The sequence below is a fragment of the Streptomyces bugieae genome (genome assembly GCF_036352915.1).
In the GTDB taxonomy this organism is placed as follows: domain Bacteria; phylum Actinomycetota; class Actinomycetes; order Streptomycetales; family Streptomycetaceae; genus Streptomyces; species Streptomyces endophytica.
The window spans coordinates 1-23,665 of the sequence record NZ_JAZBJP010000041.1; the positions used below are offsets into that span (position 1 = coordinate 1).

The 23,665-nt window shown below is 74.2% G+C and carries 24 protein-coding genes; 19 read left to right on the top strand and 5 right to left on the bottom strand.

Going from position 1 to position 23,665, the window contains the following annotated elements; all coding sequences use genetic code 11:
• From V2J85_RS35395 to V2J85_RS35410, 4 genes are all read left to right on the top strand, one after another.
• Positions 1 to 1,030, top strand: a 1,030-nt coding sequence (locus V2J85_RS35395; RefSeq protein WP_330823830.1) for a hypothetical protein, incomplete at its 5' end; no start/stop codon positions are given.
• A complete protein-coding gene (gene mycP, locus V2J85_RS35400) occupies positions 1,027 to 2,202 on the top strand; it encodes a type VII secretion-associated serine protease mycosin (RefSeq protein WP_330823831.1) in 1,176 nt (391 codons plus the stop codon). The genes V2J85_RS35395 and mycP, both read left to right, overlap by 4 nt.
• A 370-nt stretch (positions 2,203 to 2,572) precedes the next feature.
• Positions 2,573 to 3,304 (top strand): SseB family protein, encoded by a 732-nt coding sequence (locus tag V2J85_RS35405; RefSeq protein ID WP_330823832.1) that lies wholly within the window; start codon positions 2,573 to 2,575, stop codon positions 3,302 to 3,304.
• 114 nt (positions 3,305 to 3,418) lie between these two features.
• A complete protein-coding gene (locus tag V2J85_RS35410; RefSeq protein WP_261952475.1) occupies positions 3,419 to 4,189 on the top strand; it encodes an MIP family channel protein in 771 nt (256 codons plus the stop codon).
• A gap of 90 nt (positions 4,190 to 4,279) precedes the next feature.
• On the opposite strand, the gene V2J85_RS35415 is transcribed toward V2J85_RS35410, so the two are convergent.
• The gene (locus V2J85_RS35415) at positions 4,280 to 4,678 is read right to left on the bottom strand and encodes a DUF1844 domain-containing protein (protein ID WP_261952476.1); all 399 of its coding nucleotides are present in this window, start codon (positions 4,676 to 4,678) and stop codon (positions 4,280 to 4,282) included.
• A gap of 333 nt (positions 4,679 to 5,011) precedes the next feature.
• Here V2J85_RS35415 and infC point away from each other — a divergent pair, with 333 nt between their 5' ends.
• The 8 genes from infC (at position 5,012) to V2J85_RS35455 (ending at position 14,065) form a co-directional block, all read left to right on the top strand.
• Complete coding sequence (gene infC / locus V2J85_RS35420; protein ID WP_078866077.1) at positions 5,012 to 5,698, top strand: translation initiation factor IF-3; 687 nt, start codon at positions 5,012 to 5,014, stop codon at positions 5,696 to 5,698.
• A gap of 124 nt (positions 5,699 to 5,822) precedes the next feature.
• Entirely contained in the window at positions 5,823 to 6,017 is a 195-nt protein-coding gene (gene rpmI / locus V2J85_RS35425; protein WP_016576627.1) for a 50S ribosomal protein L35, read from the top strand.
• Between the two features lie 104 nt (positions 6,018 to 6,121).
• On the top strand, positions 6,122 to 6,505 hold the full coding sequence (gene rplT, locus V2J85_RS35430; RefSeq protein ID WP_030413047.1) for a 50S ribosomal protein L20: 384 nt from the start codon (positions 6,122 to 6,124) through the stop codon (positions 6,503 to 6,505).
• A gap of 156 nt (positions 6,506 to 6,661) precedes the next feature.
• Positions 6,662 to 7,516 (top strand): TrmH family RNA methyltransferase, encoded by an 855-nt coding sequence (locus V2J85_RS35435; RefSeq protein WP_261952477.1) that lies wholly within the window; start codon positions 6,662 to 6,664, stop codon positions 7,514 to 7,516.
• Positions 7,517 to 7,598: 82 nt separating this feature from the next.
• Entirely contained in the window at positions 7,599 to 8,759 is a 1,161-nt protein-coding gene (locus V2J85_RS35440) for a sensor histidine kinase (protein WP_330823833.1), read from the top strand.
• A 195-nt stretch (positions 8,760 to 8,954) separates the two neighbouring features.
• Positions 8,955 to 10,079 carry a phenylalanine--tRNA ligase subunit alpha gene (gene pheS / locus V2J85_RS35445; protein ID WP_261952479.1) on the top strand — a complete coding sequence of 375 codons (1,125 nt, stop codon included), beginning with the start codon at positions 8,955 to 8,957 and terminating at the stop codon, positions 10,077 to 10,079.
• Entirely contained in the window at positions 10,079 to 12,604 is a 2,526-nt protein-coding gene (gene pheT, locus V2J85_RS35450) for a phenylalanine--tRNA ligase subunit beta (protein WP_330823834.1), read from the top strand. Before pheS ends, pheT begins: the two co-directional genes overlap by 1 nt.
• Before the next feature lie 201 nt (positions 12,605 to 12,805).
• Positions 12,806 to 14,065, top strand: coding sequence for a PP2C family protein-serine/threonine phosphatase (locus V2J85_RS35455; RefSeq protein ID WP_330823835.1), 1,260 nt, complete (start codon positions 12,806 to 12,808; stop codon positions 14,063 to 14,065).
• 93 nt (positions 14,066 to 14,158) lie between these two features.
• On the opposite strand, the gene V2J85_RS35460 is transcribed toward V2J85_RS35455, so the two are convergent.
• Positions 14,159 to 15,016: a 3-hydroxybutyryl-CoA dehydrogenase gene (locus V2J85_RS35460; RefSeq protein WP_261952482.1), complete on the bottom strand. Its 858-nt coding sequence runs from the start codon at positions 15,014 to 15,016 to the stop codon at positions 14,159 to 14,161.
• Between the two features lie 159 nt (positions 15,017 to 15,175).
• Here V2J85_RS35460 and V2J85_RS35465 point away from each other — a divergent pair, with 159 nt between their 5' ends.
• Positions 15,176 to 16,402, top strand: a complete 1,227-nt coding sequence (locus tag V2J85_RS35465) for a glycoside hydrolase family 10-like protein (protein ID WP_330823837.1) — start codon at positions 15,176 to 15,178, stop codon at positions 16,400 to 16,402.
• A gap of 90 nt (positions 16,403 to 16,492) precedes the next feature.
• Here V2J85_RS35465 and V2J85_RS35470 read toward each other — a convergent pair whose 3' ends face one another.
• Positions 16,493 to 16,702, bottom strand: a complete 210-nt coding sequence (locus tag V2J85_RS35470) for a DUF1918 domain-containing protein (protein ID WP_261952484.1) — start codon at positions 16,700 to 16,702, stop codon at positions 16,493 to 16,495.
• A 228-nt stretch (positions 16,703 to 16,930) separates the two neighbouring features.
• Entirely contained in the window at positions 16,931 to 17,917 is a 987-nt protein-coding gene (locus V2J85_RS35475; RefSeq protein WP_261952485.1) for a DMT family transporter, read from the bottom strand.
• Here V2J85_RS35475 and V2J85_RS35480 point away from each other — a divergent pair.
• The 5 genes from V2J85_RS35480 (at position 17,916) to V2J85_RS35500 (ending at position 21,979) form a co-directional block, all read left to right on the top strand.
• Entirely contained in the window at positions 17,916 to 19,412 is a 1,497-nt protein-coding gene (locus V2J85_RS35480) for an aminotransferase-like domain-containing protein (RefSeq protein ID WP_261952486.1), read from the top strand. The two genes, V2J85_RS35475 and V2J85_RS35480, sit on opposite strands and share 2 nt — an antisense overlap.
• A gap of 58 nt (positions 19,413 to 19,470) precedes the next feature.
• On the top strand, positions 19,471 to 19,923 hold the full coding sequence (locus tag V2J85_RS35485; protein ID WP_261952487.1) for a GNAT family N-acetyltransferase: 453 nt from the start codon (positions 19,471 to 19,473) through the stop codon (positions 19,921 to 19,923).
• Positions 19,924 to 19,988: 65 nt separating this feature from the next.
• Positions 19,989 to 20,558, top strand: coding sequence for a histidine phosphatase family protein (locus tag V2J85_RS35490; protein ID WP_201802525.1), 570 nt, complete (start codon positions 19,989 to 19,991; stop codon positions 20,556 to 20,558).
• 210 nt (positions 20,559 to 20,768) lie between these two features.
• Positions 20,769 to 21,602, top strand: a complete 834-nt coding sequence (locus V2J85_RS35495; protein WP_330823838.1) for a hypothetical protein — start codon at positions 20,769 to 20,771, stop codon at positions 21,600 to 21,602.
• 5 nt (positions 21,603 to 21,607) lie between these two features.
• Positions 21,608 to 21,979 carry a DUF4333 domain-containing protein gene (locus V2J85_RS35500; protein WP_261952489.1) on the top strand — a complete coding sequence of 124 codons (372 nt, stop codon included), beginning with the start codon at positions 21,608 to 21,610 and terminating at the stop codon, positions 21,977 to 21,979.
• Between the two features lie 46 nt (positions 21,980 to 22,025).
• Here the strand turns inward: V2J85_RS35500 and V2J85_RS35505 are convergent, their stop codons facing one another.
• Complete coding sequence (locus V2J85_RS35505; protein ID WP_330823839.1) at positions 22,026 to 22,988, bottom strand: alpha/beta hydrolase; 963 nt, start codon at positions 22,986 to 22,988, stop codon at positions 22,026 to 22,028.
• Between the two features lie 129 nt (positions 22,989 to 23,117).
• On the opposite strand from V2J85_RS35505, the gene V2J85_RS35510 reads away from it, so the two are divergent.
• Positions 23,118 to 23,663 carry a PadR family transcriptional regulator gene (locus tag V2J85_RS35510; RefSeq protein WP_330823840.1) on the top strand — a complete coding sequence of 182 codons (546 nt, stop codon included), beginning with the start codon at positions 23,118 to 23,120 and terminating at the stop codon, positions 23,661 to 23,663.
• Positions 23,664 to 23,665 lie beyond the last annotated feature (2 nt).

Below are 23,665 nucleotides of genomic sequence, written 5' to 3' on the forward strand. Positions count from 1 at the left end.
ACCCCACCCCCCGTCGCCGCCCGCCCCCGCCGCGCCGCCGCGCCCGGCCGGGCGTCCGGCCGCGTTCCGCGACACCGCGGCCTTCCACCTGGCCAACAGCCAGAACCTGTGGAACGGCCCCCAGGAACCCGCCGGCCCGGCGCCCACCCCGCCGCCGGGCGGCCCGTCCGCGGCCCCGCACCAGCCCTGGCCCACAACTCCCCGCCCACCACGGGGAGTTGTCCCCGGCCCGGCACCCACCCGCCGGTTCCCCGCCGGCCGCCGCCCCGCCGGCCGGGTGCTCGCCGCCGCGGCCTGCCTCGTCCTGGGCATCGGCCTGCTCGGCGGCGCCGCGGCCGGCAGCTGGCTCACCGACGACCCCCAGGACGCCCCGCCCACCGCCCAGGCCACCTTCGCCAAGGGCCGCGACGCCTGGCGCAACACCCCGGTCGACACCCTCTTCCCCCGCACCGTCGAGGGCCTGGGCGTCGGCCCCGGCGGCGCCGACCGGACCTGGACCCGGATCGCGGTCGCCCCCGACAGCGACTGCACCGGCGCCTACGACCCCAAGCTCGCCCAGGCCCTCGCCCGGGCCGGCTGCGTCCGCCTGCTGCGTGCCACCTACCTCGACGCCACCCGCTCCAGCGTCATCACCGTCGGCGCCCAGACCACCCGGACCGACCCGGCCGGCATGCTCGCCCTCAACACCGGCTTCAGCACCAAGAGCCTGGCCGACCGCACCGACCTGATGCCGGTGCCGTACGCCCCCAAGGGCACCCCCGCCGAGGGCTTCGGGCGCCCCCAGCGGGCCAGCTGGACCGTCCGGGTGCTCACCGACGTCCCGGTGATCGTCTACGCGGTCTCCGGCTTCGCCGACGGCCGCGCCGTCACCGAGCCGCAGCCCGCCGAGGCCGCGGTCCGCCCCGGCACCACCACCGCCCCCGCCGAATCCGGGCTCGGCCACGACGCCAAGGACCTCGCCGACCGCATCGAGAACGACTTCCGCACGGCAGCCGGCACCCCCACCCAGCCCAGGGAGGACGCGCCATGACGCAGACCCCGCTGCGCGCGGCCGCCCTCACCCTGGCCTCCGCCGCGCTCACCGTCCTGCCCGCCGTACCCGCCCGGGCCGACGCCATCCGCGCCCAGGAGTGGGGCCTGCAGGCCGTCCACGCCCAGCAGGCCTGGCGCACCACCAAGGGCGAGGGCGTCACCGTCGCCGTCCTGGACACCGGCGTCGACGCCAACCACCCCGACCTCAAGGGCCAGGTCCTGCCCGAGAAGGACCTGGTCGGCTTCGGCGCCGGCCCGGGCGACGCGGCCTGGGCCCGGCACGGCACCGGCATGGCCAGCGTCATCGCGGGCCACGGCCACGGCGCCGGCCGCCAGGACGGCGTGCTGGGCATCGCCCCGGCCGCCAAGATCCTCCCCGTCCGGGTGATCCTGGAGGACAACGACCCGCAGCGCGAACGCGCCCGCACGGAGAAGGCCGGCGCGCTCGCCGACGGCATCCGCTGGGCCGCCGACCACGGCGCCGACGTCATCAGCATGTCCCTGGGTGACGACAGCGAGTCCGCCCACCCCGAGCCGCGCGAGGACGCCGCCATCCAGTACGCCCTCGGCAAGGGCATCTCCGTCGTCGCCTCCGCGGGCAACGGCGGCGACAAGGGCAACCACGTCTCCTACCCCGCCGCGTACCCGGGCGTCATCGCCACCACCGCCGTCACCCGCCAGGGCGACCGCGCCCACTTCTCCACCCGCCACTGGTACGCCACGGTCAGCGCCCCCGGCGACGACATCCTCATGGCCGGCAACAACGACGGCTACCTCTCCGGCTGGGGCACCAGCCCCGCCGCGGCCTTCACCTCCGGCGCCATCGCCCTGATCCGCTCCGCGCATCCCGGCCTGAGCCCCGCCCAGATCCGCCGCCTGCTCACGTCGACCGCGCAGGACACGCCCCAGGGCGGCCGCGACGACGACTACGGCGCGGGCCTGATCGACCCCGCCGCCGCCCTCAGAGCCGCGGACGGCCTCCGGGCCACCCCCCAGAAGCCGTCCCCCGCCGCCTACGGCCACCAGTACTTCGGCCCCGGCCCCACCACACCCGCCCCCGAGGACACCCCGACCAACTGGCTCCCATGGACCACCGGTGCCGCGGGTGTGGCCCTCGTGGCAGCGGCCACCCTCCTCTGGCGAACCCGCCCCAGCCCCCACCGTCCTTAACGTCCCCTCCTACGGGAGGGGACGGGCCGGAGGGGCCGGTTGTGGGGACGTAAAGCGTCAGCAGTCCCCACAACCGGCCCCGGAGGCCCGTCACCGCACCCAAAAACAACCCAGCCCGCCGCAGGCGCCACGGCGAGAACCCCTACGGCGCCGCAGACGGGTACGTGCGAGGCGCCGCAAAGCGCGCAACGGCGAGCAAGCCCCACGGCGGGAAAGCCAGGTACGTACGCGGCACCGCAAAGCGCAACGGCGAGCAAGCCCCACGGCGGGAAAGCCAGGTACGTACGCGGCACCGCAAAGCACAACGGCGAGAAACCACCACGACGGGCCAGCCGAAAACGTCCGCCGAGGCCCCGATACGCTCGGGCACGTGCAGAAGAACATTCCCGACTCGCCCTTCTCCGACGACGACGGGTCCGCCGATCCCGCCCTCGCCGCGGCCCTGGCGGCCTACGGCGCCGACCGGTCCGCCGAGCCCGCGCTGCTGGCCGCCCTGGCCGGCGCCCGCCTCCTCGTGCCGGTCGTCGCGATCCTCGGTGAGGTCGAGACGGGACCCGACGGGCTGCGGCACGAGAAGACCAGCGACATGGCCGTGCCCACCCTCCAGGCCCCGGACGGCCGCCGTGCCCTCCCCGCCTTCACCGGCACGGAGACCCTGCACCGCTGGCGCCCGGACGCCCGGCCGGTGGCCGTACCGCTCCAGCAGGCGCTGCTGGCCGCCTCCCACGAGAAGGCCGACACCGTCGTGATCGACCTGGCCGGCCCGGTCACCTACCAGCTCACCGGCCCCGCGCTGCGCGCCCTCGCCGAGGGCCGGACGACCGCCGACCCGCTCGCCGACCCGGCCGTCACCGAGGCCCTGCGCGCCCTCCTCGCCGCCGAGCCGGCCGTCCTCGCCGCCCGCCTCGCACCGTCCCGGGAGACCGACGGGACCCTCGCCCTGGGCCTGGCCGCCGACGCCCCCACCGCCGAGGTCGCCCAGCGGCTGGCGCAGGCGCTGGCCTCCGACGAGGTCCTGCGCGCCCGGCTCGTACGGGGCCTGGACCTGGCGCTCCTGCCGCCCGGTGCGGCGACCACCGGGGAACCGCTCTACCAGCGCTGACGGGCTCCGTCCCGGTCCCGTGCCACGGCGGTCCGGGTGATCGCCGACGGGCGGGTTCGCCTCCTGGGCCGCACAATGCGAGGAGAGCTCAAGATCCACGCGAGGAGGGCCCACATGGAGAAAACGGAGACCCCTTCGGTCGTGACCCGCACCGTCGTGTCCGAATTCCTCGGCACGCTGCTCCTGGTGTTCTTCGCCGTCGGCTCGGCGGTGCTGGCCGGCGAGTACATCGGCACCTTCGGCATCGCCCTGGCCTTCGGCTTCACCATGGTGGCCCTGGCCTACGCGCTCGGCCCGATCTCGGGCAGCCACGTCAACCCCGCGGTGACCCTGGGCATGCTGCTGTCCCGCCGCATCACCCTCCGTACGGCCGTCGAGTACTGGATCGCCCAGATCCTCGGCGCCGTCGTGGGGGCCGCGCTGCTCTTCCTGGTCGCCAAGCAGGTCCCGGGCCTGCAGACCCACGGGGCCTTCGGCACGAACGGCTGGGGCGACCGTTCGGCGGTGCACCTCAACCTCGGCGGTGCCTTCGTCGCCGAGATAGTGATGACCTTCCTGTTCGTCTTCGTGGTGCTGGCGGTCACCCACCGGGTCGCCGTGATCGGCTTCGACGGCCTGCCGATCGGTCTGGCACTGGCCACCGTCCACCTCATCGGCATCCCGCTGGACGGCACCTCCGTGAACCCGGCCCGCTCCATCGGCCCGGCGCTGTTCGCGGGCGGCGCCGCCATCACCCAGCTGTGGCTCTTCATCGTCGCGCCCCTGATCGGCGGTGCGATCGCCGCGGTGGTCCACCAGGTCACCCACCCGCCGCAGGAACCGGTGCTCGTCGCCGACCAGGTCTCGCCCCGCGAGCCCACCGCTGGCCCCGGCGAACGGGTCTGACCTCGGAGGGCCCGGCGAACCGGCCCACCGAACACGACGAGCCCCGGCCGCACCGGCCGGGGCTCGTCGCGTCGCGCGAAGGGGCGCGGACTAGCCGTAGACCGGCCCGGTGAACTTCTCGCCGGGGCCCTGACCCGGCTCGTCCGGGACGACCGAGGCCTCGCGGAAGGCCAGCTGCAGCGACTTCAGGCCGTCCCGCAGCGGTGCCGCGTGGTACGAGCCGATCTCGGTGGCGCTGGCGGTGACCAGGCCGGCCAGCGCCTGGATGAGCTTGCGCGCCTCGTCGAGGTCCTTGTGCGTCTCGCCGCCCTCGGCGAGCCCCAGGTTGACCGCCGCCGAGCTCATCAGATGCACCGCGACGGTGGTGATCACCTCGACCGCCGGGACGTCCGCGATGTCCCGGGTCATGGCATCGAAGTCGGGGCTCGCCGCGTGCGGGGCGCCGGACGGCTCGGGGGCGTCGGACGGCTGCGGGGTCTGGTCGCTCATGTCTTAAGGGCTTCTTCCTGAGGAGGGGTCGGCTCCAGCCTATGGCCCCCCTCCTCGGGCCCGGCGCCCGGGAGTGTCACCCTTGACGGGCGGCGCCCGCGCGGCGGCGTACGAGTGGGGGCCGGGGCTTGACTCGTGTATTCTGGTGTTCCGACCGGCCGGACACGCATGTGACCGGCCCACAAGTGGAGGCTCCGTTCTCCCACCCGGCCGACCTCAGGTTGGCGGGTCAACGGTCCGGCTGCGCCCCGCGGAGACTTCGCGGCGGTGCTCCAGATCTATGTGGAGCCCCGCCTGTGTCCCGTCCGGGGCATTTTTCATGTACCGGCGCGGTTGGTCACACCGAACAGACGTTACGCGGCAGTCCGCCAGGCCGTCGCGTGGTGCTACCGAGGAGGATCCATCAGCGCCGAGCCCCGCATCAACGACCGGATTCGCGTCCCCGAGGTGCGACTCGTCGGTCCCAGTGGCGAGCAGGTCGGCATTGTGCCGCTTGCCAAGGCCCTGGAGCTTGCGCAGGAGTACGACCTCGACCTGGTCGAGGTGGCGGCGAACGCCCGTCCGCCGGTCTGCAAGCTCATGGACTACGGAAAGTTCAAGTACGAGTCGGCCATGAAGGCCCGTGAGGCGCGCAAGAACCAGGCGCACACGGTCATCAAGGAGATGAAGCTCCGGCCGAAGATCGACCCGCACGACTACGACACCAAGAAGGGTCACGTCGTCCGGTTCCTCAAGCAGGGTGACAAGGTCAAGATCACGATCATGTTCCGTGGTCGCGAGCAGTCCCGCCCCGAGCTGGGCTTCCGACTGCTGCAGCGGCTCGCGGAGGACGTCCAGGAGCTCGGCTTCATCGAGTCGAACCCGAAGCAGGACGGCCGCAACATGATCATGGTCCTCGGTCCGCACAAGAAGAAGACCGAGGCGATGGCCGAGGCCCGTGAGGCGCAGGCCGCCCGCAAGGCGGAGCGCCAGGGTGGTGCTCCCGCGGAGGAGCCCGCCGGGGAGCCCGCCGAGGCGTGATCCATGGGCGAGAGCCCCGGATTCATGCCGGGGCAACCCGCCCCGGACACCAACCGATACATCTGACGCTCCCGCCAGCCGGCCCGTGCCGGTGGGAGCGCCACTGACGAGGAGAGAACGGCGCATGCCGAAGAACAAGACGCACAGCGGTGCCAGCAAGCGCTTCAAGGTCACCGGCTCCGGCAAGGTGCTGCGTGAGCGCGCCGGCAAGCGCCACCTGCTCGAGCACAAGTCGTCCCGCGTGACGCGTCGCCTCACCGGCAACGCCGAGATGGCCCCGGGCGACGCCGCGAAGATCAAGAAGCTTCTCGGCAAGTGAGTCGCCGCGCCCCGCTGACCGGGCGGGGTGCGCGACTCGGACCGGGACTCAATCGATTCGGGCTGTGTGACGACAACCACGGCCCCGCTACAAGGAGTTAACAAGTGGCACGCGTCAAGCGGGCAGTCAACGCCCACAAGAAGCGCCGGGCGATCCTCGAGCAGGCCAGCGGCTACCGCGGCCAGCGCTCCCGCCTGTACCGCAAGGCGAAGGAGCAGGTCACCCACTCCCTCGTCTACAACTACAACGACCGCAAGAAGCGCAAGGGCGACTTCCGTCAGCTGTGGATCCAGCGCATCAACGCCGCTGCCCGCGCCAACGGCATGACCTACAACCGCTTCATCCAGGGTCTGAAGGCCGCCAACATCGAGGTGGACCGCAAGATCCTGGCCGACCTCGCGGTCAACGACAGCAACGCGTTCGCCGCGCTCGTCGAGGTGGCCCAGAAGGCCCTGCCGAGCGACGTCAACGCCCCGAAGGCTGCCTGAACAACACCAGCCTGACGACGTGGCCGTGACGACCGACGCGGTCGTGGCGCCGTCGTGATCGGACCCGCAGGCCCCGGCCTGCGGGTCCGCCGCTTTTCCGGCCCGGGCCGCCAGGCCCCGGCCCCCGCACCGAACCACAGAAGCGAGCCGCCGCCCATGGGCACCCCCGAGCTGATCTCCCCGCGTTCCCCGCGCGTCACCGCCGCCCGGCGGCTGGCCCGCCGCGCCTTCCGCGGCAAGGAGCGCCGGTTCATCGCCGAGGGCCCGCAGGCCGTACGGGAGGCCATCGCGCACCGCACGGACGGCGCCGCCACGCTCATCGAGCTGTTCGCCACCGTCGAGGCCGCCGAGCGGCACCACGAGATCGTCGGGGCGGCCCGCGCGGCCGGGGTCCGGGTGCACCTCGCCGACGACCGGACCATCGGCGACATCTCCCAGACGGTCACCCCGCAGGGCCTGCTCGGCGTCTGCCACTTCCTCGACTCGCCCTTCGAGGAGATCCTCGCCGCCCGCCCGAAGCTGGTCGCGGTGCTCGCCCACGTCCGCGACCCCGGCAACGCCGGTACGGTGCTGCGCTGCGCGGACGCCGCCGGCGCGGACGCCGTGGTGCTCACCGACGCCTCCGTCGACCTCTACAACCCCAAGTCCGTACGGGCGTCGGTCGGTTCCCTCTTCCACCTCCCGGTCGCGGTCGGCGTACCGGTCGAGCAGGTGGTGGCCGGACTCAAGGGCGCCGGCGCACGGATCCTGGCCGCGGACGGCGCCGGCGACCGGGACCTGGACGCCGAGCTGGACGCCGGCTCCATGGGCGGGCCCACCGCCTGGGTCTTCGGCAACGAGGCCTGGGGCCTGCCCGAGGAGACCCGGGCACTCGCCGACGCCGTCGTCCGCGTCCCCATCCACGGCAGGGCCGAGAGCCTCAACCTCGCCACCGCCGCCGCGGTCTGCCTCTACGCCTCGGCCCGCGCCCAGCGCGGCCCCGGCGGCTGCCGCTCCGCGTCACCCGCCTGAGGGGCGTCCACCGGAACGCCCGGCACATCCGAGGCGAGCTAGTAGTCTTGCGTGCCCGGGGGCCCGGAAGGGGGTAACGGGGATGAGTGTGAGGACTTCCGGCATCACAGCACGCGCTGACGGCAGCCCGTCCGACCGACCGCCCGGCGGCCCGCCGCCGGCCCGCGCGGTGGCGTCCACCGCCCCGGAGACCGGGCTCGGGCTCGACCCCGACGACCTTCCGGACGGCCTGGTGGTCGCCGACGCGACCGGCCGGGTCAGCTGCTTCAACGCCGCGGCCGCCAGGATCACCGGCCTCGCCCCCGAGGACGCGCTCGGCCGCCCCCTGGAGGAGGCCCTGCCGCTCCAGGACATCGAGGGCCGCCGGTGGTGGCGGCTGACCGATCCGTACGGCGGCCTGGCCATCCGCCGCGGCCAGCCCGAGCGCAATCTGCTGCTCGGCGGCCGCGAGGTGCTGGTCTCCGCCCGCTACGTCCGCGGCCGGCCGGGCGGGCCGGTCGAGCGGCTGGTGATCGCGCTGCGCGGCACCGAGGCCCGGCGCCGCACCGAGCTCAGCCACGCCGAGCTGATCGCCACCGTCGCCCACGAGCTCCGCTCGCCGCTGACCTCCGTCAAGGGCTTCACCGCCACCCTCCTCCAGAAGTGGGAACGCTTCACCGACGACCAGAAGCGGCTGATGCTGGAGACGGTGGACGCCGACGCCAACCGCGTCACCCGTCTGATCGCCGAGCTGCTCGACATCTCCCGGATCGACTCCGGGCGGCTGGAGGTGCGTCGGCAGCGGGTCGACATGCTCGCCGCGGTGCGCCGGCACGTCCAGGCCCAGACCACCGCGGGCCAGCGGCCGGACCGCTTCCTGATCCGGATGCGGGAACCCCTGCCCGATCTGTGGGCGGACCCGGACAAGGTGGACCAGGTGCTGGGCAACCTCCTGGAAAATGCGGTGCGCCACGGCGAGGGAACGGTCACCATCGAGGTCGGACCGGTAACGGACGCGACCAGCACGGAGGGGACGAGCGTCACCGTGAGCGACGAGGGCCCCGGCATCCCGGAGGAGTCGATGAGCCGCGTGTTCACCCGCTTCTGGCGGGGCAGCAAGCGCGGCGGCACCGGCCTGGGCCTCTACATCGTCAAGGGCATCGTCGAGGCCCACGGCGGCACGATCACGGTCGGCCGGGCGCCCGCCGGCGGCGCCCAGTTCCGATTTAGTCTGCCCGTCGCGGCTCCGGCCTTCCTGGCCTGAGGGGAAGCGGCGGGCGCCCCGCACAGGGGACCTCGGGCCTGCCGCGCGGCCCGTCCCCCTTAGACTTGACCTTTGGCACCTTTGGCGCACAGGCATCGCGGGCGCAGCGCGGGCTCGGCGCATACGACCCATGTGATCGAAGAGCCGAGGCGAAGCGAGCCAAGCCAAGCCAGTCCACCGGAAGCACGGGAAGAGATGTCCGCACCCAATAAGTCGTACGACCCTGTCGAGGTCGAAGCCCTGAAACCGGAAGAGATCGCCGCCCGGCTGGACGAGGCGCTGGCCGCCATCGCCGCCGCGGCCGATCTGGAGGAGCTGCGCGAGGTGAAGGTCGCCCACGCCGGCGACCGCTCGCCGCTCGCCCTCGCCAACCGGGAGATCGGCGCCCTGCCGCCGCACGCCAAGGCGGACGCCGGCAAGCGCGTCGGCCAGGCCCGCGGCCGCCTCAACCAGGCGCTCAAGGCCCGCCAGGAAGAGCTGGAGGCGGAGCGCGACGCGCGGGTGCTGGTCGAGGAGGCGGTGGACGTCACGCTGCCCTACGACCGCGTCCCGGCCGGCGCCCGGCACCCGCTCACCACGTTCATGGAGCGGGTCGCGGACGTCTTCGTCGCGATGGGCTACGAGATCGCCGAGGGCCCCGAGGTCGAGGCGGAGTGGTTCAACTTCGACGCCCTGAACTTCGTGCCGGACCACCCGGCGCGCCAGATGCAGGACACCTTCTTCGTCAAGGCCAACGGCGCCCAGGACGACGAGTCCGGCGTCGTGCTGCGCACCCACACCTCGCCGGTCCAGGCCCGCACCCTGGTCGACCGCGAGCCGCCGGTCTACGTCGTCTGCCCGGGGCGGGTCTACCGCACCGACGAGCTGGACGCCACGCACTCCCCGGTCTTCCACCAGATCGAGCTGCTCGCCGTCGACGAGGGCCTGACCATGGCCGACCTCAAGGGCACCCTCGACCACATGGTCCGGGCGCTGTTCGGCCCGGACATGAAGACCCGGCTGCGGCCGAACTACTTCCCGTTCACCGAGCCGTCCGCCGAGATGGACATGGTCTGCTACGTCTGCCGTGGCGAGTCCGTGGGCAACCCCGACCGTCCGTGCCGCACGTGCTCCAGTGAGGGCTGGATCGAGCTGGGCGGCTGCGGGATGGTCAACCCCAAGGTGCTCATCGCCTGCGGCGTCGACCCGGAGAAGTACAGCGGCTTCGCCTTCGGGTTCGGAATCGACCGGATGCTGATGTTCCGGCACAACGTGGAAGACATGCGCGACATGTTCGAGGGCGACGTCCGGTTCACCCGGCCGTTCGGGATGGAGATCTGATGCGGGTCCCGCTTTCTTGGCTGCGGGAGTACGTCGACCTGCCGGCGACGGAGACCGGCCGGGACGTACAGGAAAAGCTCATCGCGGTCGGCCTGGAGGTCGAGACCGTCGAGCGCCTCGGCGCGGACCTCAAGGGCCCGCTCGTCGTCGGCCAGGTGCTGACCATCGAGGAGCTGGAGGGCTTCAAGAAGCCGATCCGCTTCTGCACGGTGGACGTCGGCCGGGCCAACGGCACCGGCGAGCCCCAGGAAATCGTCTGCGGCGCCCGTAACTTCGCCGTCGGCGACAAGGTCGTGGTCGTCCTCCCCGGCGCCGAGCTCCCCGGCGGCTTCAAGATCGCCGCACGCAAGACGTACGGCAAGAAGTCGCACGGCATGATCTGCTCCGGCGACGAGCTGGGCATGGGCGACGACGGCTCGCACGGCATCATCGTGCTGCCGCCGGAGACCGAGGTCGGCACCGACGCCATCGAGCTGCTGGAGCTCGTCGACGAGGTGCTGGACATCGCCGTCACCCCGGACCGCGGCTACTGCCTGTCGATGCGCGGCGTGGCCCGCGAGACCGCCACCGCCTACGGGCTGCCGCTGCGCGACCCGGCGCTGCTGGACGTCCCGCCGCCGAACGCCGCCGGCTACCCGGTCCAGGTCGCCGACCCGATCGGCTGCGACCGCTTCACCGCGCGGACGGTCACCGGCCTGGAGCCCGGCGCCCGCACCCCGCTGTGGATGCAGCGCCGGCTGCAGAAGGCCGGCATGCGCCCGATCTCGCTCGCCGTCGACATCACCAACTACGTGATGCTGGAGCTCGGCCAGCCGCTGCACGCCTACGACCGCGCCACGGTCGAGGGCCCGATCGGCGTCCGCCGCGCCACCCCCGGCGAGAAGCTGACCACCCTGGACGGCACCAAGCGCGCGCTGGACGCCGAGGACCTGGTCATCACCGACAACCGCGGCCCCATCGGGCTCGCCGGTGTCATGGGCGGTGCCAACACCGAGATCGCCGCGCCGGTCACCGACCCGGAGACCGGCCGGCTGCGCGGCACCACCGACGTCGTGATCGAGGCCGCGCACTTCGACGCGATCGCCATCGCCCGTACGGCGCGCCGGCACAAGCTGTCCTCCGAGGCGGCCAAGCGCTTCGAGCGCGGGGTGGACCCGGAGGCGGCGTCGGCGGCGGCCCAGCGCACCGTCGACCTGCTGGTGCTGCTCGCCGGCGGCACCGCCGGGGAAGGCGTGACCGAGGTCGTCTCGCCCCGCGGGCCGCGCACGATCACCATCCCGGCCGACCACCCGGACAAGGTCGCCGGCGTCACCTACGGCCGGGAGACCGTCGTCCGCCGCCTCCAGCAGGTCGGCTGCGACGTCTACGGCCAGGACGAGCTGGTCGTCAGCGTGCCGTCCTGGCGGCCGGACCTCTCCGACCCCAACGACCTGGCCGAAGAGGTCATCCGGCTGGAGGGCTACGAGAACCTGCCCTCCACCCTGCCGAAGCCGCCGGCCGGCCGCGGCCTGACGGAGCGTCAGCGGCTGCACCGCAGGGTCGGCCGGGCGCTGGCCGGTGCGGGCTACGTCGAGGCGCTGAACTACCCGTTCACCGGCTCGCACGTCCTCGACCAGCTCGGCATCGAGCCGGACGACCCGCGCCGCTCGGCGGTCACCCTCGTCAACCCGCTCTCCGACGAGGAGCCCGACCTCCGCACGACGCTGATCCCCGGGCTGCTGGGCACGCTGCGCCGCAACTACGGCCGGGGCACGCACGACCTCGCGCTCTTCGAGACCGGTCCGGTCTTCCGGGCGAGCGGTGACGAGAAGCCGGCCAGCCGGCTGGTCGTCGACCGCCGGCCGACCGACGACGAGATCGCCTCGCTGGACGCCTCGCTGCCGCAGCAGCCGCGGCGCGCCGCGGTGGTCCTCGCCGGCCACCGCGAGCAGCCCGGCTGGTGGGGCGGCGGCCGACCGTCCGACTGGGCGGACGCCATCGAGGCCGGCCGTACGGTCGCCCGTGAGGCGGGCGTCGAGCTGATCGTCCGTCAGGACCAGCACGCGCCGTTCCACCCGGGCCGGTGCGCGGCGCTGATCGCCGTCGTCGACGGCGAGGAGGTCCTCGTCGGCAACGCCGGTGAGCTGCACCCGCGGGTCATCAAGGCGCTGTCCCTGCCGGAGCGCACCTGCGCGATGGAGATCGACCTGGACCGTCTGGAGCGGGCCGGCACCGGCCCGCTGAAGGCGCCCAAGATCTCCTCGTTCCCGGTCGCCACCCAGGACGTGGCGCTCGTCGTCGACGACACCGTCCCGGCGGCGGACGTCGAGGCCGCGCTGCGCGACGGCGCCGGTGAACTCCTGGAGTCGCTGCGGCTGTTCGACATCTTCACCGGTGAGCAGCTCGGGGCCGGCAAGAAGTCGCTGGCGTACGCGCTGCGCTTCCGCGCCGCGGACCGCACGCTGACCGCGGAGGAGGCGTCGGCCGCCCGGGACGCGGCGGTGGCGTCGGCCGTGGAGCGGACCGGAGCGGTGCTGCGCGGCTGATCCGCGCACGAGCCCGGTGGAGGGCGTGGACGGCAACGGCCGTCCACGCCCTCTTCGCGTGCCGCGTCGTTTTGTCGACGATCCGATCCATACACCATCACCCAATCGGGTGGTGATGTACGTTTCGTCGTGGAACGGATACGGAACGTCGCGAGAATCGATCCGGTCGAACCAGAACCACCGGCTGGGGGGACCATCGGCATGATCCGAGCCTGGGCGAGGGCAGGCGCACGCGACGGGGCGAGCCGTGCCCGGCGCGGCTTCGTCCTCGTGCTGCCCGGACTCTGGGTGCTGGGCGTGGTCACCTGGGAGCTCTGCGAGCCGACCGGCGGCCGGCTGCTGCAACTCCTCGCCGCGGCGCCGGCCATCGCCTGTGCGGGTACCGGCCGCCGGCAGTGCGTTGTGCTCGGCGGGGTGTGCGCGCTGGCCGCCCTGGTCCCGTTCGGCGCGAACGACGCCGGCCCCGGCCCGGGTACCCGCGTGATGACCTGCGCGGCGGTCCTCGCGGTGGTCGGCGCCAGCTATCTGACGGCCGGCCGCAGGAAGCGGCTGCTGCGCGAGCTGGAGCGCACCCGCGAGGTCGCCACGGCCGCCCAGCGGGTCCTGCTGCGGCCGCTGCCGCCACGGATCGGCGGGCTGGTCCTGGCGGCCGACCACCTCTCCGCGAGCGAGGGTGCCGTGGTCGGCGGGGACCTCTACGAGGTCGTCGGGACCCGGTACGGCGTCCGGGCGGTGATCGGCGACGTCCGCGGGCACGGCCTCGAGGCCATAGGCACGGTCGGGGCGATGCTCGGCAGCTTCCGCGAGGCCGCGCACGACGAGCCCGAACTCGCCGGTGTGCTCGGGCGGTTGGAGCGGGCGCACCAGCGGCATCTGGGGGAGCGGGCGCGCCGGGCGGACCCGGCGGACGGCGGCGGTGCGGCGGGCCCGGCCGGGGAGGAGTTCGTGACGCTGCTGCTGGTGCAGATCGCCCCGGACGGCGCGGTGACGGCGCTCAACTGCGGGCACCCCTGGCCGTACCGCATCGTGTGGCGGGCGGTGGACCCGGTGACGCCGCTCGCCCCGGGCGAGCCGATGCCGCCGCTCGGACTGTTCCCGCTCCCCGCGGACGAGGCACCGGTGTGCTGCGGGCGGCTGCGGCCCGGGGAGGGCCTGTTCCTGCACACCGACGGTGCGGTGGAGGCCCGGGACCGGGCCGGGGAGTTCTTCCCGCTGACGCAGCGGCTGCACCGCAGCGTGGCGACGGCCGGCGGGGCGCCCGGCCCCTCGCCGGCCGGGGTGGTGGACGACGTACGGGAGGCGCTGCTGCGGCATGCGGGCGGGCGGCTGCCGGACGACGTCGCGTTCGTGCTGCTCTGCGCGGACGGCACGGACCACGATCCGGCCGTACCGATCCCCGCCGCGGGAGTGCACGCCCCGTGGGGAGCGGGGTTCACCACCCTCAACGGGCGCAGCGGGTGAGGAACATGGCGACGCCCGGGTGCCTGATGCCCGGTGAACGGCGAAGGGCCGGCGGACGGTGTCCGCCGGCCCTGGGGTGTGCGGGGTCCGGACTCAGTACGGGTAGAAGCCCGAACCGGACTTCCGGCCCAGGCGGCCCGCGTCGACCATGCGCTGGAGCAGCGGGGGAGCGGCGTACAGGGGCTCCTTGTACTCCTCGTACATGGACGCGGCGACCGAGGCGACGGTGTCCAGGCCGATCAGGTCGGACAGCTTGAGCGGGCCCATCGGGTGGGCGCAGCCCAGCTCCATGCCGTTGTCGATGTCCTCACGGCTGGCGATGCCCGACTCGAACATCCGGATCGCGGAGAGCAGGTACGGGATGAGCAGCGCGTTGACCACGAAGCCGGAGCGGTCCTGGGCGCGGATGGCGTGCTTGCCCAGCACGTTCTGGACCAGCGCCTCGGAGCGCTTGATGGTCTCCTCGCCGGTGGTCAGCGCCGGGATGAGCTCCACCAGCTTCTGCACCGGCGCCGGGTTGAAGAAGTGGATGCCGATGACCTGGTCCGGGCGGGAGGTGGCCACCGCCAGCTTCACCAGCGGGATCGAGGAGGTGTTGGACGCCAGGATCGCGTCCGGGCGGCTGACGACCTGGTCGAGAACCTGGAAGATCTCGGTCTTGACCTGCTCGTTCTCCACCACGGCCTCGATGACGAGGTCGCGGTCGGCGAACTCCCCGAGGTCGGTGGTGAAGCTGAGCCGGTCGAGCGTCGCGTCGCGTTCCTCGGTGGTCATCTTGCCGCGTTCGGCGGCCTTGCCGAGGGAGTTGGTCAGGCGGGTACGCCCCAGCTCCAGGGCCTCGCCGGTGGTCTCGGCGACCATGACGTCCAGCCCGGCGCGGGCGCACACCTCGGCGATGCCTGCGCCCATCTGGCCGCAACCGACCACTCCGACGCGTTCGATGTCCGTCACCTCGTGCCTTTCGCTGATCTTCGGGAGCGGCGGTACGCCGTAAGGGTCCGGCGGCCGCCTCGGCCCCGACGTTACTCCGCGCGGTGCTGGGTCATGGCTTCCGGGGCGGGCATTCTGAGCCCGCAGGACGGGACGAACCGGACAATCTGGGGACTTTTGATGAGACGGATCACACGCAGGGTGTTCGGCAGGGCGGCGATCGGCATGGCGGGCTCACTGCTGGGGGCGGCGGCCGGACCGGCCGGGGGAGCGGCACGGCGCGAGATGCGCGGGATGTGGCTGGCCACCGTCGGCAACCTCGACTGGCCCTCGCGCACGAAGCTGACCGCCGCCGCGCAGCAGCGCGAATTGCGCGCCCACTTCGACGCGGCGGTCGCGCACAAGCTCAACACGGTGTTCTTCCAGGTGCGGGCCGCCGCGGACGCGCTCTGGCCGTCCCCGTACGAGCCCTGGGCCGAGTCGCTGACCGGGCGGCAGGGCGGCGATCCGGGCTGGGACCCGCTGGACTTCGCGGTCCGCGAGGCGCACCGGCGCGGCCTCGAACTGCACGCCTGGTGCAATCCGTACCGGGTCGCCAACCACACCGACCCGGGCCGGCTGACCGCCGACCATCCGGCCCGCCGGCACCCCGAGTGGATCGTGCCCTACGGCGGCAAGCTGTACTACAACCCCGGTCTGCCCGAGGTCCGCACGTTCGTCCAGGACGCGATGCTCGACGCGGTGGAGCACTACTCCGTCGACGGGGTGCACTTCGACGACTACTTCTATCCGTATCCGGTCGCCGGCAAGCGCTTCGACGACGACGAGGCCTACGACACCTATGGCGAGGACTTCGACAACCGGGCCGACTGGCGGCGGGACAACATCGACCGGCTGGTGTACGAGATGGCGCAGCGGCTCGGCGAGGGCGGCCAACAGGAGGGCCGCAAGGTGCGGTTCGGCGTCAGCCCGTTCGCGGTCTGGCGCAACCAGGCCACGGACAAGAACGGCTCCCGGACCCAGGCCGGGATCGAGGCCTACGACGACCTCTACGCCGACACCCGCCGGTGGGTGCGCGAGGGCTGGCTCGACTACATCGTGCCGCAGGTCTACTGGCCGATCGGCACCAAGGCCGCCGACTACGCCGAACTGGTGCCGTGGTGGTCGCGGACCGTCGACGGCACCGGCGTCGACCTCTACATCGGTGAGGCGCTGTACAAGGCGGGCGACAGCCAGCCGGCGGGCTGGAAGAACCCGGCGGAACTCTCCCGCCACCTCACCTTCGCCCGCCGCTACCCCCAGGTCGGCGGGCACGTCTACTTCTCGGCGAAGGAGGTGGCCAAGGACCGGGTGGGCGCACTGGCCCGGGTCGTGCGCGACCACTACGGCAGCGCGGCACGGTCCTAGGGGCGGTGCCCCGGGCCGGTCCGCGCGGCGCGGGTCGGGTGGCGGGGCCGCGGGGCCCCGGTGGGTCCTCGGCCGGTCGGTCGAGGGGGGTCAGCGGCCGGTTTCGACGTCGGAGGTCTTGGCGTGCCGGACGACCGAGTCGGGCCCGGGCGACACGATCGCCTCGTGTCCGTCCTCCGCGCGGACGCGGTAGGGCGGATCGCCGTTCGTGCCCAGTACCTCGACGATTTCCACGACCCGGTCGTGGTGCCCGACGGTCCTGCCGTGCACCACCAGCCGGTCGCCCTTGGTCGCGTGCATCAGGGTCCTCCCCGCTTCGGGCGGCCATGCGACCCGAACGGCCGACGAGGGGACGGCCGAGCGGTTGAACGGCCAACGGTTTCAGGGGTTACGGGCCTGGCGCGGCCCGGACGGCGCGCTATCTGCCATCGCGGCAAGTTTACGTCCGCGGGGGCGCGGCGCACCCGGGGAGCGGGCCGCCGGTTCCCCGGAACCGGCGGCCGGGCCGGGGCGCCGTGCCCGGGCCGGTCACCCGCGGGCCCGCTGGGTCACCACGATGCAGGCCAGCACCGCCAGCGCCGTCAGGGGCGCGGCCGGCGGCAGCCGTTCGCCGAGCAGCAGCACCGACCACACCAGGGTCAGCAGCGGCTGGGCGAGCTGGAGCTGGCTCGCCTTGGAGACGCCGATCACGGCCATCCCGCGGTACCAGACCATCAGCCCCAGGAACTGCGAACCGGCCGCCAGCCACAGCAGCCCGGTGACCGCGTGCGCGGTCAGCCGCAGCGGCTCGGTGGACAGCGCGACCGCCGCGCCCGTCACCGTCACCGGCAGGCACAGCACCAGCGCCCAGCCGATCACCTGCCAGCCCGGCATGTGGCGGGCCAGCCGGCCGCCCTCGGTGTAGCCGGCCGCGCACACCAGCAGCGCCGCGAACAGCAGCAGATCACCCCGGCCCGGGGCGCCGCCGCTCTGCTGCACCGCGAAGCCGAGGACGACGGCGGCACCGACCAGGGACGCCACCCAGAAGGTGCGGGACGGGCGGGCACCGGTGCGCAGGGCCGAGCAGGCGGCGGTGGTCAGCGGCAGCAGGCCGACCACGACGGCCGCGTGGGAGGTGGTGGAGGTCTGCAGCGCCAGGGTGGTCAGCAGCGGGAAGCCGAGCACCACGCCGCCCGCCACGACCGCGATCCCGGCCCAGTGGCGGCGCTCCGGCAGGCGCACCCGGAGGACGGCCAGCGCGCTGCCGGCGAGGGCGGCGGCCAGCACGCTGCGCAGCATCACCACGGTCCAGGGCCCCATGCCCTCCAGCGCCCAGGCGGTCCCGGGGAAGGTGAGGGAGAAGGACGCCACGCCCAGGCCGGCGAGCAGCGCCCCGCGGCCGGCCGGGGTGCGACCGGCCGGCGCGGTGGTCGCAGAAGCGGCGGTGGCGGGGCCGGCGACGGCGGTCGCGGAGGACGGGGCGGGGGCGTTCACCGCTATCGCCGTGGCGGTAGTAGCGCTATCGTTGCTTCTCATGCAAGAGCGTAGCAGCGTGGCTGAGCTGGCCGCGAGCCTGAGGAACGAACTGAAGCGCTACTCTCCGGGAGAGAAGCTGCCGTCGAGCCGGGCCCTCGTGGAGCGGCATCGCGTGAGCCCCGTGACCGTCTCCCGCGCCCTCGCCGAACTCGTCGCCGAGGGACTCGTCACCACCCGGCCCGGCGCCGGCGCCTTCCGGGCCGAGCCCGCCGTCGCGGCCCCCCGGCCGGTCGACACCTCCTGGCAGGAGATCGCGCTCAGCGCCGAACCGGGCGGCGACCAGGTGCCGCGCAGCGTCGACGCGTCGGGCGTGGTGGCCACCCTCGCCCGCCCGGCCCCCGGCGTCATCGAGCTCAACGGCGGCTATCTGCACCCCGATCTGCAGCCCGAACGCGCCCTCGCCGCCGCCCTGGCCCGGGCCGGCCGCCGGCCGGGCGCCTGGACGCGGCCCCCGGTCGACGGCGTACCGGAGCTGCGCGCCTGGTTCGCCCGGGAGATCGGCGGCCCCGGCGGCGCGCTCGCCGCGAGCGATGTGCAGATCACCGCGGGCGGCCAGAACGCGCTGACCGCCGCACTGCGCGCGCTCGCCGCGCCCGGCGCACCCGTACTCGTCGAATCGCCCACCTACCCCGGCATGCTCGCCGTCGCCCGTGCCTCCGGGCTGCGCCCGGTGCCGGTCCCGGTGGACGCGGACGGCGTACGGACGGACCTGCTCGCCGACGCCTTCCGGGCCAGCGGCGCCCGGCTCTTCGTCTGCCAGCCGCTGTTCCAGAACCCGACCGGGGCGGTGCTCTGTGCCGAGCGGCGGCGCGAGGTGCTCCGGGTGGCCCGGGCGGCCGGCGCCTTCGTGATCGAGGACGACTTCGCCCGGCTGCTGGTCCACGACGACGCGGCCGGGCTGCCGCCGACCCTGATGGCGGACGACCGGGACGGCACCGTCGTGCACATCCGCTCCCTGACCAAGGCCACCTCGCCCAATCTGCGGGTGGCCGCCCTGGCCGCCCGCGGTCCGGTCCGGGACCGGCTGCGCGCCATCCAGGTCGTCGACAACTTCTTCGTGCCCCAGCCGCTCCAGGAGACCGCCCTGGAGCTGGTCGGATCGCCCGCCTGGGGTCGCCATCTCCGGTTCATCGCGGGGGAGTTGACCGCCCGCCGGAACGCGCTGACCGCGGCGCTGCGGGACCGGCTGCCGGCCCTCGCCGGGCCCGGCGCCGCATACGCCGGCATCCCCGGCCCGGACGGCGGCCCGTACGTGCCGTGCGGCGGCTACCAGCTGTGGCTGCGGCTGCCGGACGGTGCCGACGAGGCCGCGCTGACGGACGCGGCGCTGCGCGCCGGGGTGGCGGTCGCGGGCGGCCGCCCGTACTTCGCCGCCGAGCCGTCGGCCGGGCACCTCCGGCTGAGCTTCGCGGCCGCGGCCGGCCCGGCCGAGATCACCGAGGGCGTCCGCCGGCTGCGCACGGCCTGCGGCGAACTGGGGGTGGCCGTCGGGTGACGGCGTCCGGGGGCACACCGGTTCGACGCCGCCGCCGTCCTTCTGGGAATCTCCCGGGATGAACGCGCACGCCCTCGACGGCTACGAGATCTCCACCGACCCGGCCCGCCTGGACGCCGACCTGGTCCACACCTGGCTCGCCACCGACGCCTACTGGGCGCTGGACCGGCCGCGGGCCCTGCACGACCGCGCCGTCGCGGGCTCGCTCAACTTCGGGCTGTACGCGTCCGGTTCCGGCCGCCAGGTGGCGTACGCCCGGGTCGTGACCGATCACGCCACCTTCGCCTGGCTCTGCGACGTCTACGTCTGCCGGGACGACCGCGGCAAGGGGCTGGGCACGGCCCTGGTCGAGGCCATAGCCGACCACCTGGCGCCCAGCGGGCTGAACCGGCTCACGCTCGCCACCAAGGACGCCCACGGCGTCTACGAGAAGGTCGGCTTCCGGCCACTGGTGGCGCCCGAGCAGTGGATGACCCTCGGGCTGATCGACCCGGGACCGCTCGGAATCTGAGGCGGGCCGCTCAGGATCTGCGCAAGCGAGGTCCCGCCGGCCGGTCCTCCTCTTACCATCGGCGAATGAGCGTTCGACTCTCGCTGCTGGCCGCGGCCCGCAGTTCCGCGCTGCTCGCGACGCAGTTCGACGACGACCGCCCGCTCGACGCGGTGGGCTGGCAGGAGGTCGAGCGGGCCGCGCCCGTGCTGTGCCGGCTCGCCGCCGCCGAGCTGCGCTACTGCTCGCCGTCCGCGCGCTGCCGGGAGACCGGGGAGGGGCTGGGCCTGCGCCCGCTGCCCCAACCGGCGCTGCGCGACTGCGACATGGGGCGCTGGCGCGGCCGCACGCTGGGGGAGGTCGCGGCCGCCGAGCCCGCCGCGGTCGAGACCTGGCTGGCCGACCCCCGCTCGGCCCCGCACGGCGGGGAGTCGCTGCTGGCCTTCATCACCCGGGTCGGAGGCTGGCTGGACACCCGCCCGGTCGAGGACGCCGCCGGGCTGCTCGCGGTCGCCGAACCCGGCGTGGTCCGGGCCGCCCTGGTCTACGCCCTCCAGGCGCCGCCGCACGCGTACTGGCGGATCGACGTCCAGCCGCTGTCGGTGGTCACCCTCGCCGGCCGCTCCGGCAAATGGGACCTCCGGCTGGAGGCGTAGAGGCGGCGACACCGGACCCCACCCCCTCACTCCCCGTCACGGACCGTCACCACCCGGAAAGCCCAGCCCGCGAGTTCCGCTGTCCGGGGCATGGACACCCGGTGTGACCTGCGCGAACGGTGCCGGCCGGGGCGTTGGCCCCGGTCATGGGCGGCGGCCGAGGTGTTCATCGAGGTGCGGGCCGCCGGGCGGGGCGCTTCTCTGTGGGGTATGCACATAAGCCACATTCCTCTCTATGCGCTGGCGGCCGGTGGTCTGGCGGTGTCCGTCCTGCTCTTCGGTGACGGGGACGGTGCGGACGCCGCCACCGACGCGGCGGGCGAGGCGGTGAGCGGCGCCGCGTCCAAGGCGGCCTCCGGGCTCGCGCCGGACGCCTCCGGTGCGGTGACCGTCCAGCCCGAGCGGGTGGCGCCCGGCGGGGCCTTCTCGGTGTACGACGGCGGCATCTGCGCGGGTGGGCCCGCCGAGGCCCGCTTCGACAGCCCCGCCCTCCCGGTCCTGCGGCTGTCCGCCGTGGCGGGCCAGGCGGGCGCCACCGCGGTGCTGCCGCAGGGTGTCGCCCCGGGCACGTACCGGGTCACCGTCGTCTGCGGCGGCAAAACGGCCACCCGGCAGCACCATGCGGTGTACGGGGCGGCCGGCGCCCGGGAGGAGGACGGCGGCGGAGGCAAGGCGGCGAAGACCGCCACCGGCACCCTGACCGTCACGGACGGCGCGCTCCTGGCCACCCCGGTCTCCGACGGCACCGGAGCCTTCTCCGGCGGCCCGGCCCCCGACGACGGCGCCCAGGCGGACGACGTGCTCTCCGAGCGGTCCGGGCCCGACGACTCCGGGCTCTCCGAGCAGTCCGGGCCCGACGACTCCGCGCTCTTTGATGACTCCGGCCGGTACCTCCCGCAGGGCGGCTCGCGCACCGGTCTCGGCGGGGCGGCCGGCCGCGACGGCGACCGGACGGCGGCGGTGCTCGGCGGCCTGGCGCTGCTCGGCGCGGCCGGCTGGGGAGCCGGCGTGCACCGCCGGCGGGCCCGCCGGGCCCGGGGCTGACGGCGGTGACCGGTCAGCCGCCGCCCCGCCGCGGGCTGCTCCTCGGCCTGCTCACCGCCCTCCTCGCGGCCGGCGCCGCCCTCCTCGTGCTCGTCGTGCCGCAGCTGTACGGCCGGGACGCGACCAGCGAGGTCGACGACGGCACCCACACCGTCCCGCGCTCCGAGATCGCCCGCACCCTCAGCGGGCAGCTCACCCTGCCGTTCCGCAGCGGCCCGGACGCGGTGCACTGCTCGGGCGACCTGCGGCCGGTGCGGTCCGCCGCGGTGCGCTGTACGGCGCACTTCCCGATCGGCCGGGACCGCCAGCTGACCGTCGAGGTCACCCGGGTCCAGGACAACAAGGTGACCTACCGCCGGCGCTCCGTTCCCCACTGAGCCCCGGCGGGCCGGCGGCCACCGGGCCGCCGGCGAGTCCGTCCCGTCAGGTGAGGGCGGTGCGCAGCGCGGTCAGCCAGTGGTCGGTGGTGCGGCGGGCCAGGTCGGATTCCGGGGCGTAGGCCTCGAAGAAGTGCCAGGCGCCGGGGACATCCTTGACCTCGACCGGTACGTCCGCCTCCATGAGGCGCCGGGCGTACTCCAGGCCCTCGTCGCGGAGCGGGTCGAGGCCGCAGGTCAGGACGTACGCGGGCGGCAGTCCGGCGAGGTCGGTGGCCCGGGCGGGGGCGGCGTAGGCGGGGGTGTCGGGGCCGCGGCCGGGGCCGAGGTAGGTGTCCCAGGTGCGCGCGATGCCCAGGCCGTTGATGATGCGCGGGTCGCCGATCCGCCGCCGGGAGGCGGTCCGGTCGCGGTCGTCCAGGCAGGGGATCAGCAGGCACTGGAAGGCGATCCGCGGCCCCTGGCGATCGCGGGCCATCAGGCAGACGGCGGCACTCAGATTGCCGCCCGCGGAGGCGCCGGTGACGGCGATCCGCCCGCGGTCGATGCCGAGTTCGTCGGCCGCCGCGGCCATCCACTCCAGCGTGGCGTAGCAGTCCTCGACCCCGGCCGGGTAGCGGTGCTCGGGGGCCAGCCGGTAGTGGACGTTGACCACCACCGCCCCCGCCGCGGCACAGGCGTTGCGCGCCATCGGGCTGGGCCCGTCCAGCTCCCCGTACGCGAAGCCGCCGCCGTGCAGGTAGAGGACGCCGGGCAGTACCCCCTCGGCCCCGGCGGGGCGCAGCACCTGTACGTCGAGGGAGTTGCCGTCCGGCCCCGGGACGGTCAGCTCCCGCACGGTCACCCGCGGGTCGTGGGCCGGCATCAGCGGTGCCATGAGCTGCCGGAAGCCGCTGCGGACCGCGTCGATGTCGGCGTACGGGTCGGCGGGTCGCGGCGCCAACCGGTCGAGGGTTTCGGCCAGTTCGGGGTGCGGACGGACGGCGGTCGTGGTGCTGCGGCTGGGCATGGGTTCCCCGTTCCTGTGTGACATGGCGTGGGCGCTGCGAGATTCCATCATCTCATTGAGATGGTCTCGGTGAGAGGGAAGGTATGGTCTCAATGAGAGGGTGTCAAGGTGAGTGGGAGGCGGCGGAGGATGGCGGAGTACAGCCCGGCGAGATACGTCGTGCTCGGTCTGATCGCCCGGCACGGCGCGATGACGCCGTACGAGCTCAAGTCCCGTGTCGAGGACGACATCCAGCCCTTCTGGCCGATCCTGCATGCGCAGCTGTACCGCATCCCGGCGGAGCTGGCGGGGGCCGGTCTGCTGCGCGAGGAGACCGAGACGGCGGGCCGCCGCCGGCGGATCTTCCACCTCACGCCGGAGGGCCGCGCCGCCCTGGAACGCTGGCTGGCCGACCCCGACACCCCCGAGGCGGAGACCCGCGATCCGGCCCAGCTGAAGCTGTTCTTCGCCGATCTCGGGGCCGCCGCGGACATCGTCGCGCTGGCCACCCGGCAGGCCGAACGGCACCGCGGATGGCTCGCCCACTACGCGTCGCTGCGCGCGGCCCTCGATCCGGCCGAGGGCTCCCGGCAGCGCTCCCGGGCCCGGCTGCTGCGCCTCGGGGTGCTGCACGAGCGGGCCCACGCGGAGTTCTGGGAGTCGGTGGCCGCCGACCCGGACCGGCTGGACGACTGACG

Bases quoted from the DNA above. Each gene is read 5' to 3' on its own strand.
- mycP (WP_330823831.1), top strand. From the start codon at position 1,027: ATGACGCAGACCCCGCTGCGCGCGGCCGCCCTCACCCTGGCCTCCGCC.
- V2J85_RS35410 (WP_261952475.1), top strand. From the start codon at position 3,419: ATGGAGAAAACGGAGACCCCTTCGGTCGTGACCCGCACCGTCGTGTCC.
- V2J85_RS35415 (WP_261952476.1), bottom strand. From the start codon at position 4,678: ATGAGCGACCAGACCCCGCAGCCGTCCGACGCCCCCGAGCCGTCCGGC.
- rpmI (WP_016576627.1), top strand. From the start codon at position 5,823: ATGCCGAAGAACAAGACGCACAGCGGTGCCAGCAAGCGCTTCAAGGTC.
- V2J85_RS35435 (WP_261952477.1), top strand. From the start codon at position 6,662: ATGGGCACCCCCGAGCTGATCTCCCCGCGTTCCCCGCGCGTCACCGCC.
- V2J85_RS35440 (WP_330823833.1), top strand. From the start codon at position 7,599: ATGAGTGTGAGGACTTCCGGCATCACAGCACGCGCTGACGGCAGCCCG.
- pheS (WP_261952479.1), top strand. From the start codon at position 8,955: ATGTCCGCACCCAATAAGTCGTACGACCCTGTCGAGGTCGAAGCCCTG.
- pheT (WP_330823834.1), top strand. From the start codon at position 10,079: ATGCGGGTCCCGCTTTCTTGGCTGCGGGAGTACGTCGACCTGCCGGCG.
- V2J85_RS35455 (WP_330823835.1), top strand. From the start codon at position 12,806: ATGATCCGAGCCTGGGCGAGGGCAGGCGCACGCGACGGGGCGAGCCGT.
- V2J85_RS35465 (WP_330823837.1), top strand. From the start codon at position 15,176: ATGAGACGGATCACACGCAGGGTGTTCGGCAGGGCGGCGATCGGCATG.
- V2J85_RS35470 (WP_261952484.1), bottom strand. From the start codon at position 16,702: ATGCACGCGACCAAGGGCGACCGGCTGGTGGTGCACGGCAGGACCGTC.
- V2J85_RS35480 (WP_261952486.1), top strand. From the start codon at position 17,916: ATGCAAGAGCGTAGCAGCGTGGCTGAGCTGGCCGCGAGCCTGAGGAAC.
- V2J85_RS35475 (WP_261952485.1), bottom strand. From the start codon at position 17,917: ATGAGAAGCAACGATAGCGCTACTACCGCCACGGCGATAGCGGTGAAC.
- V2J85_RS35485 (WP_261952487.1), top strand. From the start codon at position 19,471: ATGAACGCGCACGCCCTCGACGGCTACGAGATCTCCACCGACCCGGCC.
- V2J85_RS35490 (WP_201802525.1), top strand. From the start codon at position 19,989: ATGAGCGTTCGACTCTCGCTGCTGGCCGCGGCCCGCAGTTCCGCGCTG.
- V2J85_RS35495 (WP_330823838.1), top strand. From the start codon at position 20,769: ATGCACATAAGCCACATTCCTCTCTATGCGCTGGCGGCCGGTGGTCTG.
- V2J85_RS35505 (WP_330823839.1), bottom strand. From the start codon at position 22,988: ATGCCCAGCCGCAGCACCACGACCGCCGTCCGTCCGCACCCCGAACTG.
- V2J85_RS35510 (WP_330823840.1), top strand. From the start codon at position 23,118: ATGGCGGAGTACAGCCCGGCGAGATACGTCGTGCTCGGTCTGATCGCC.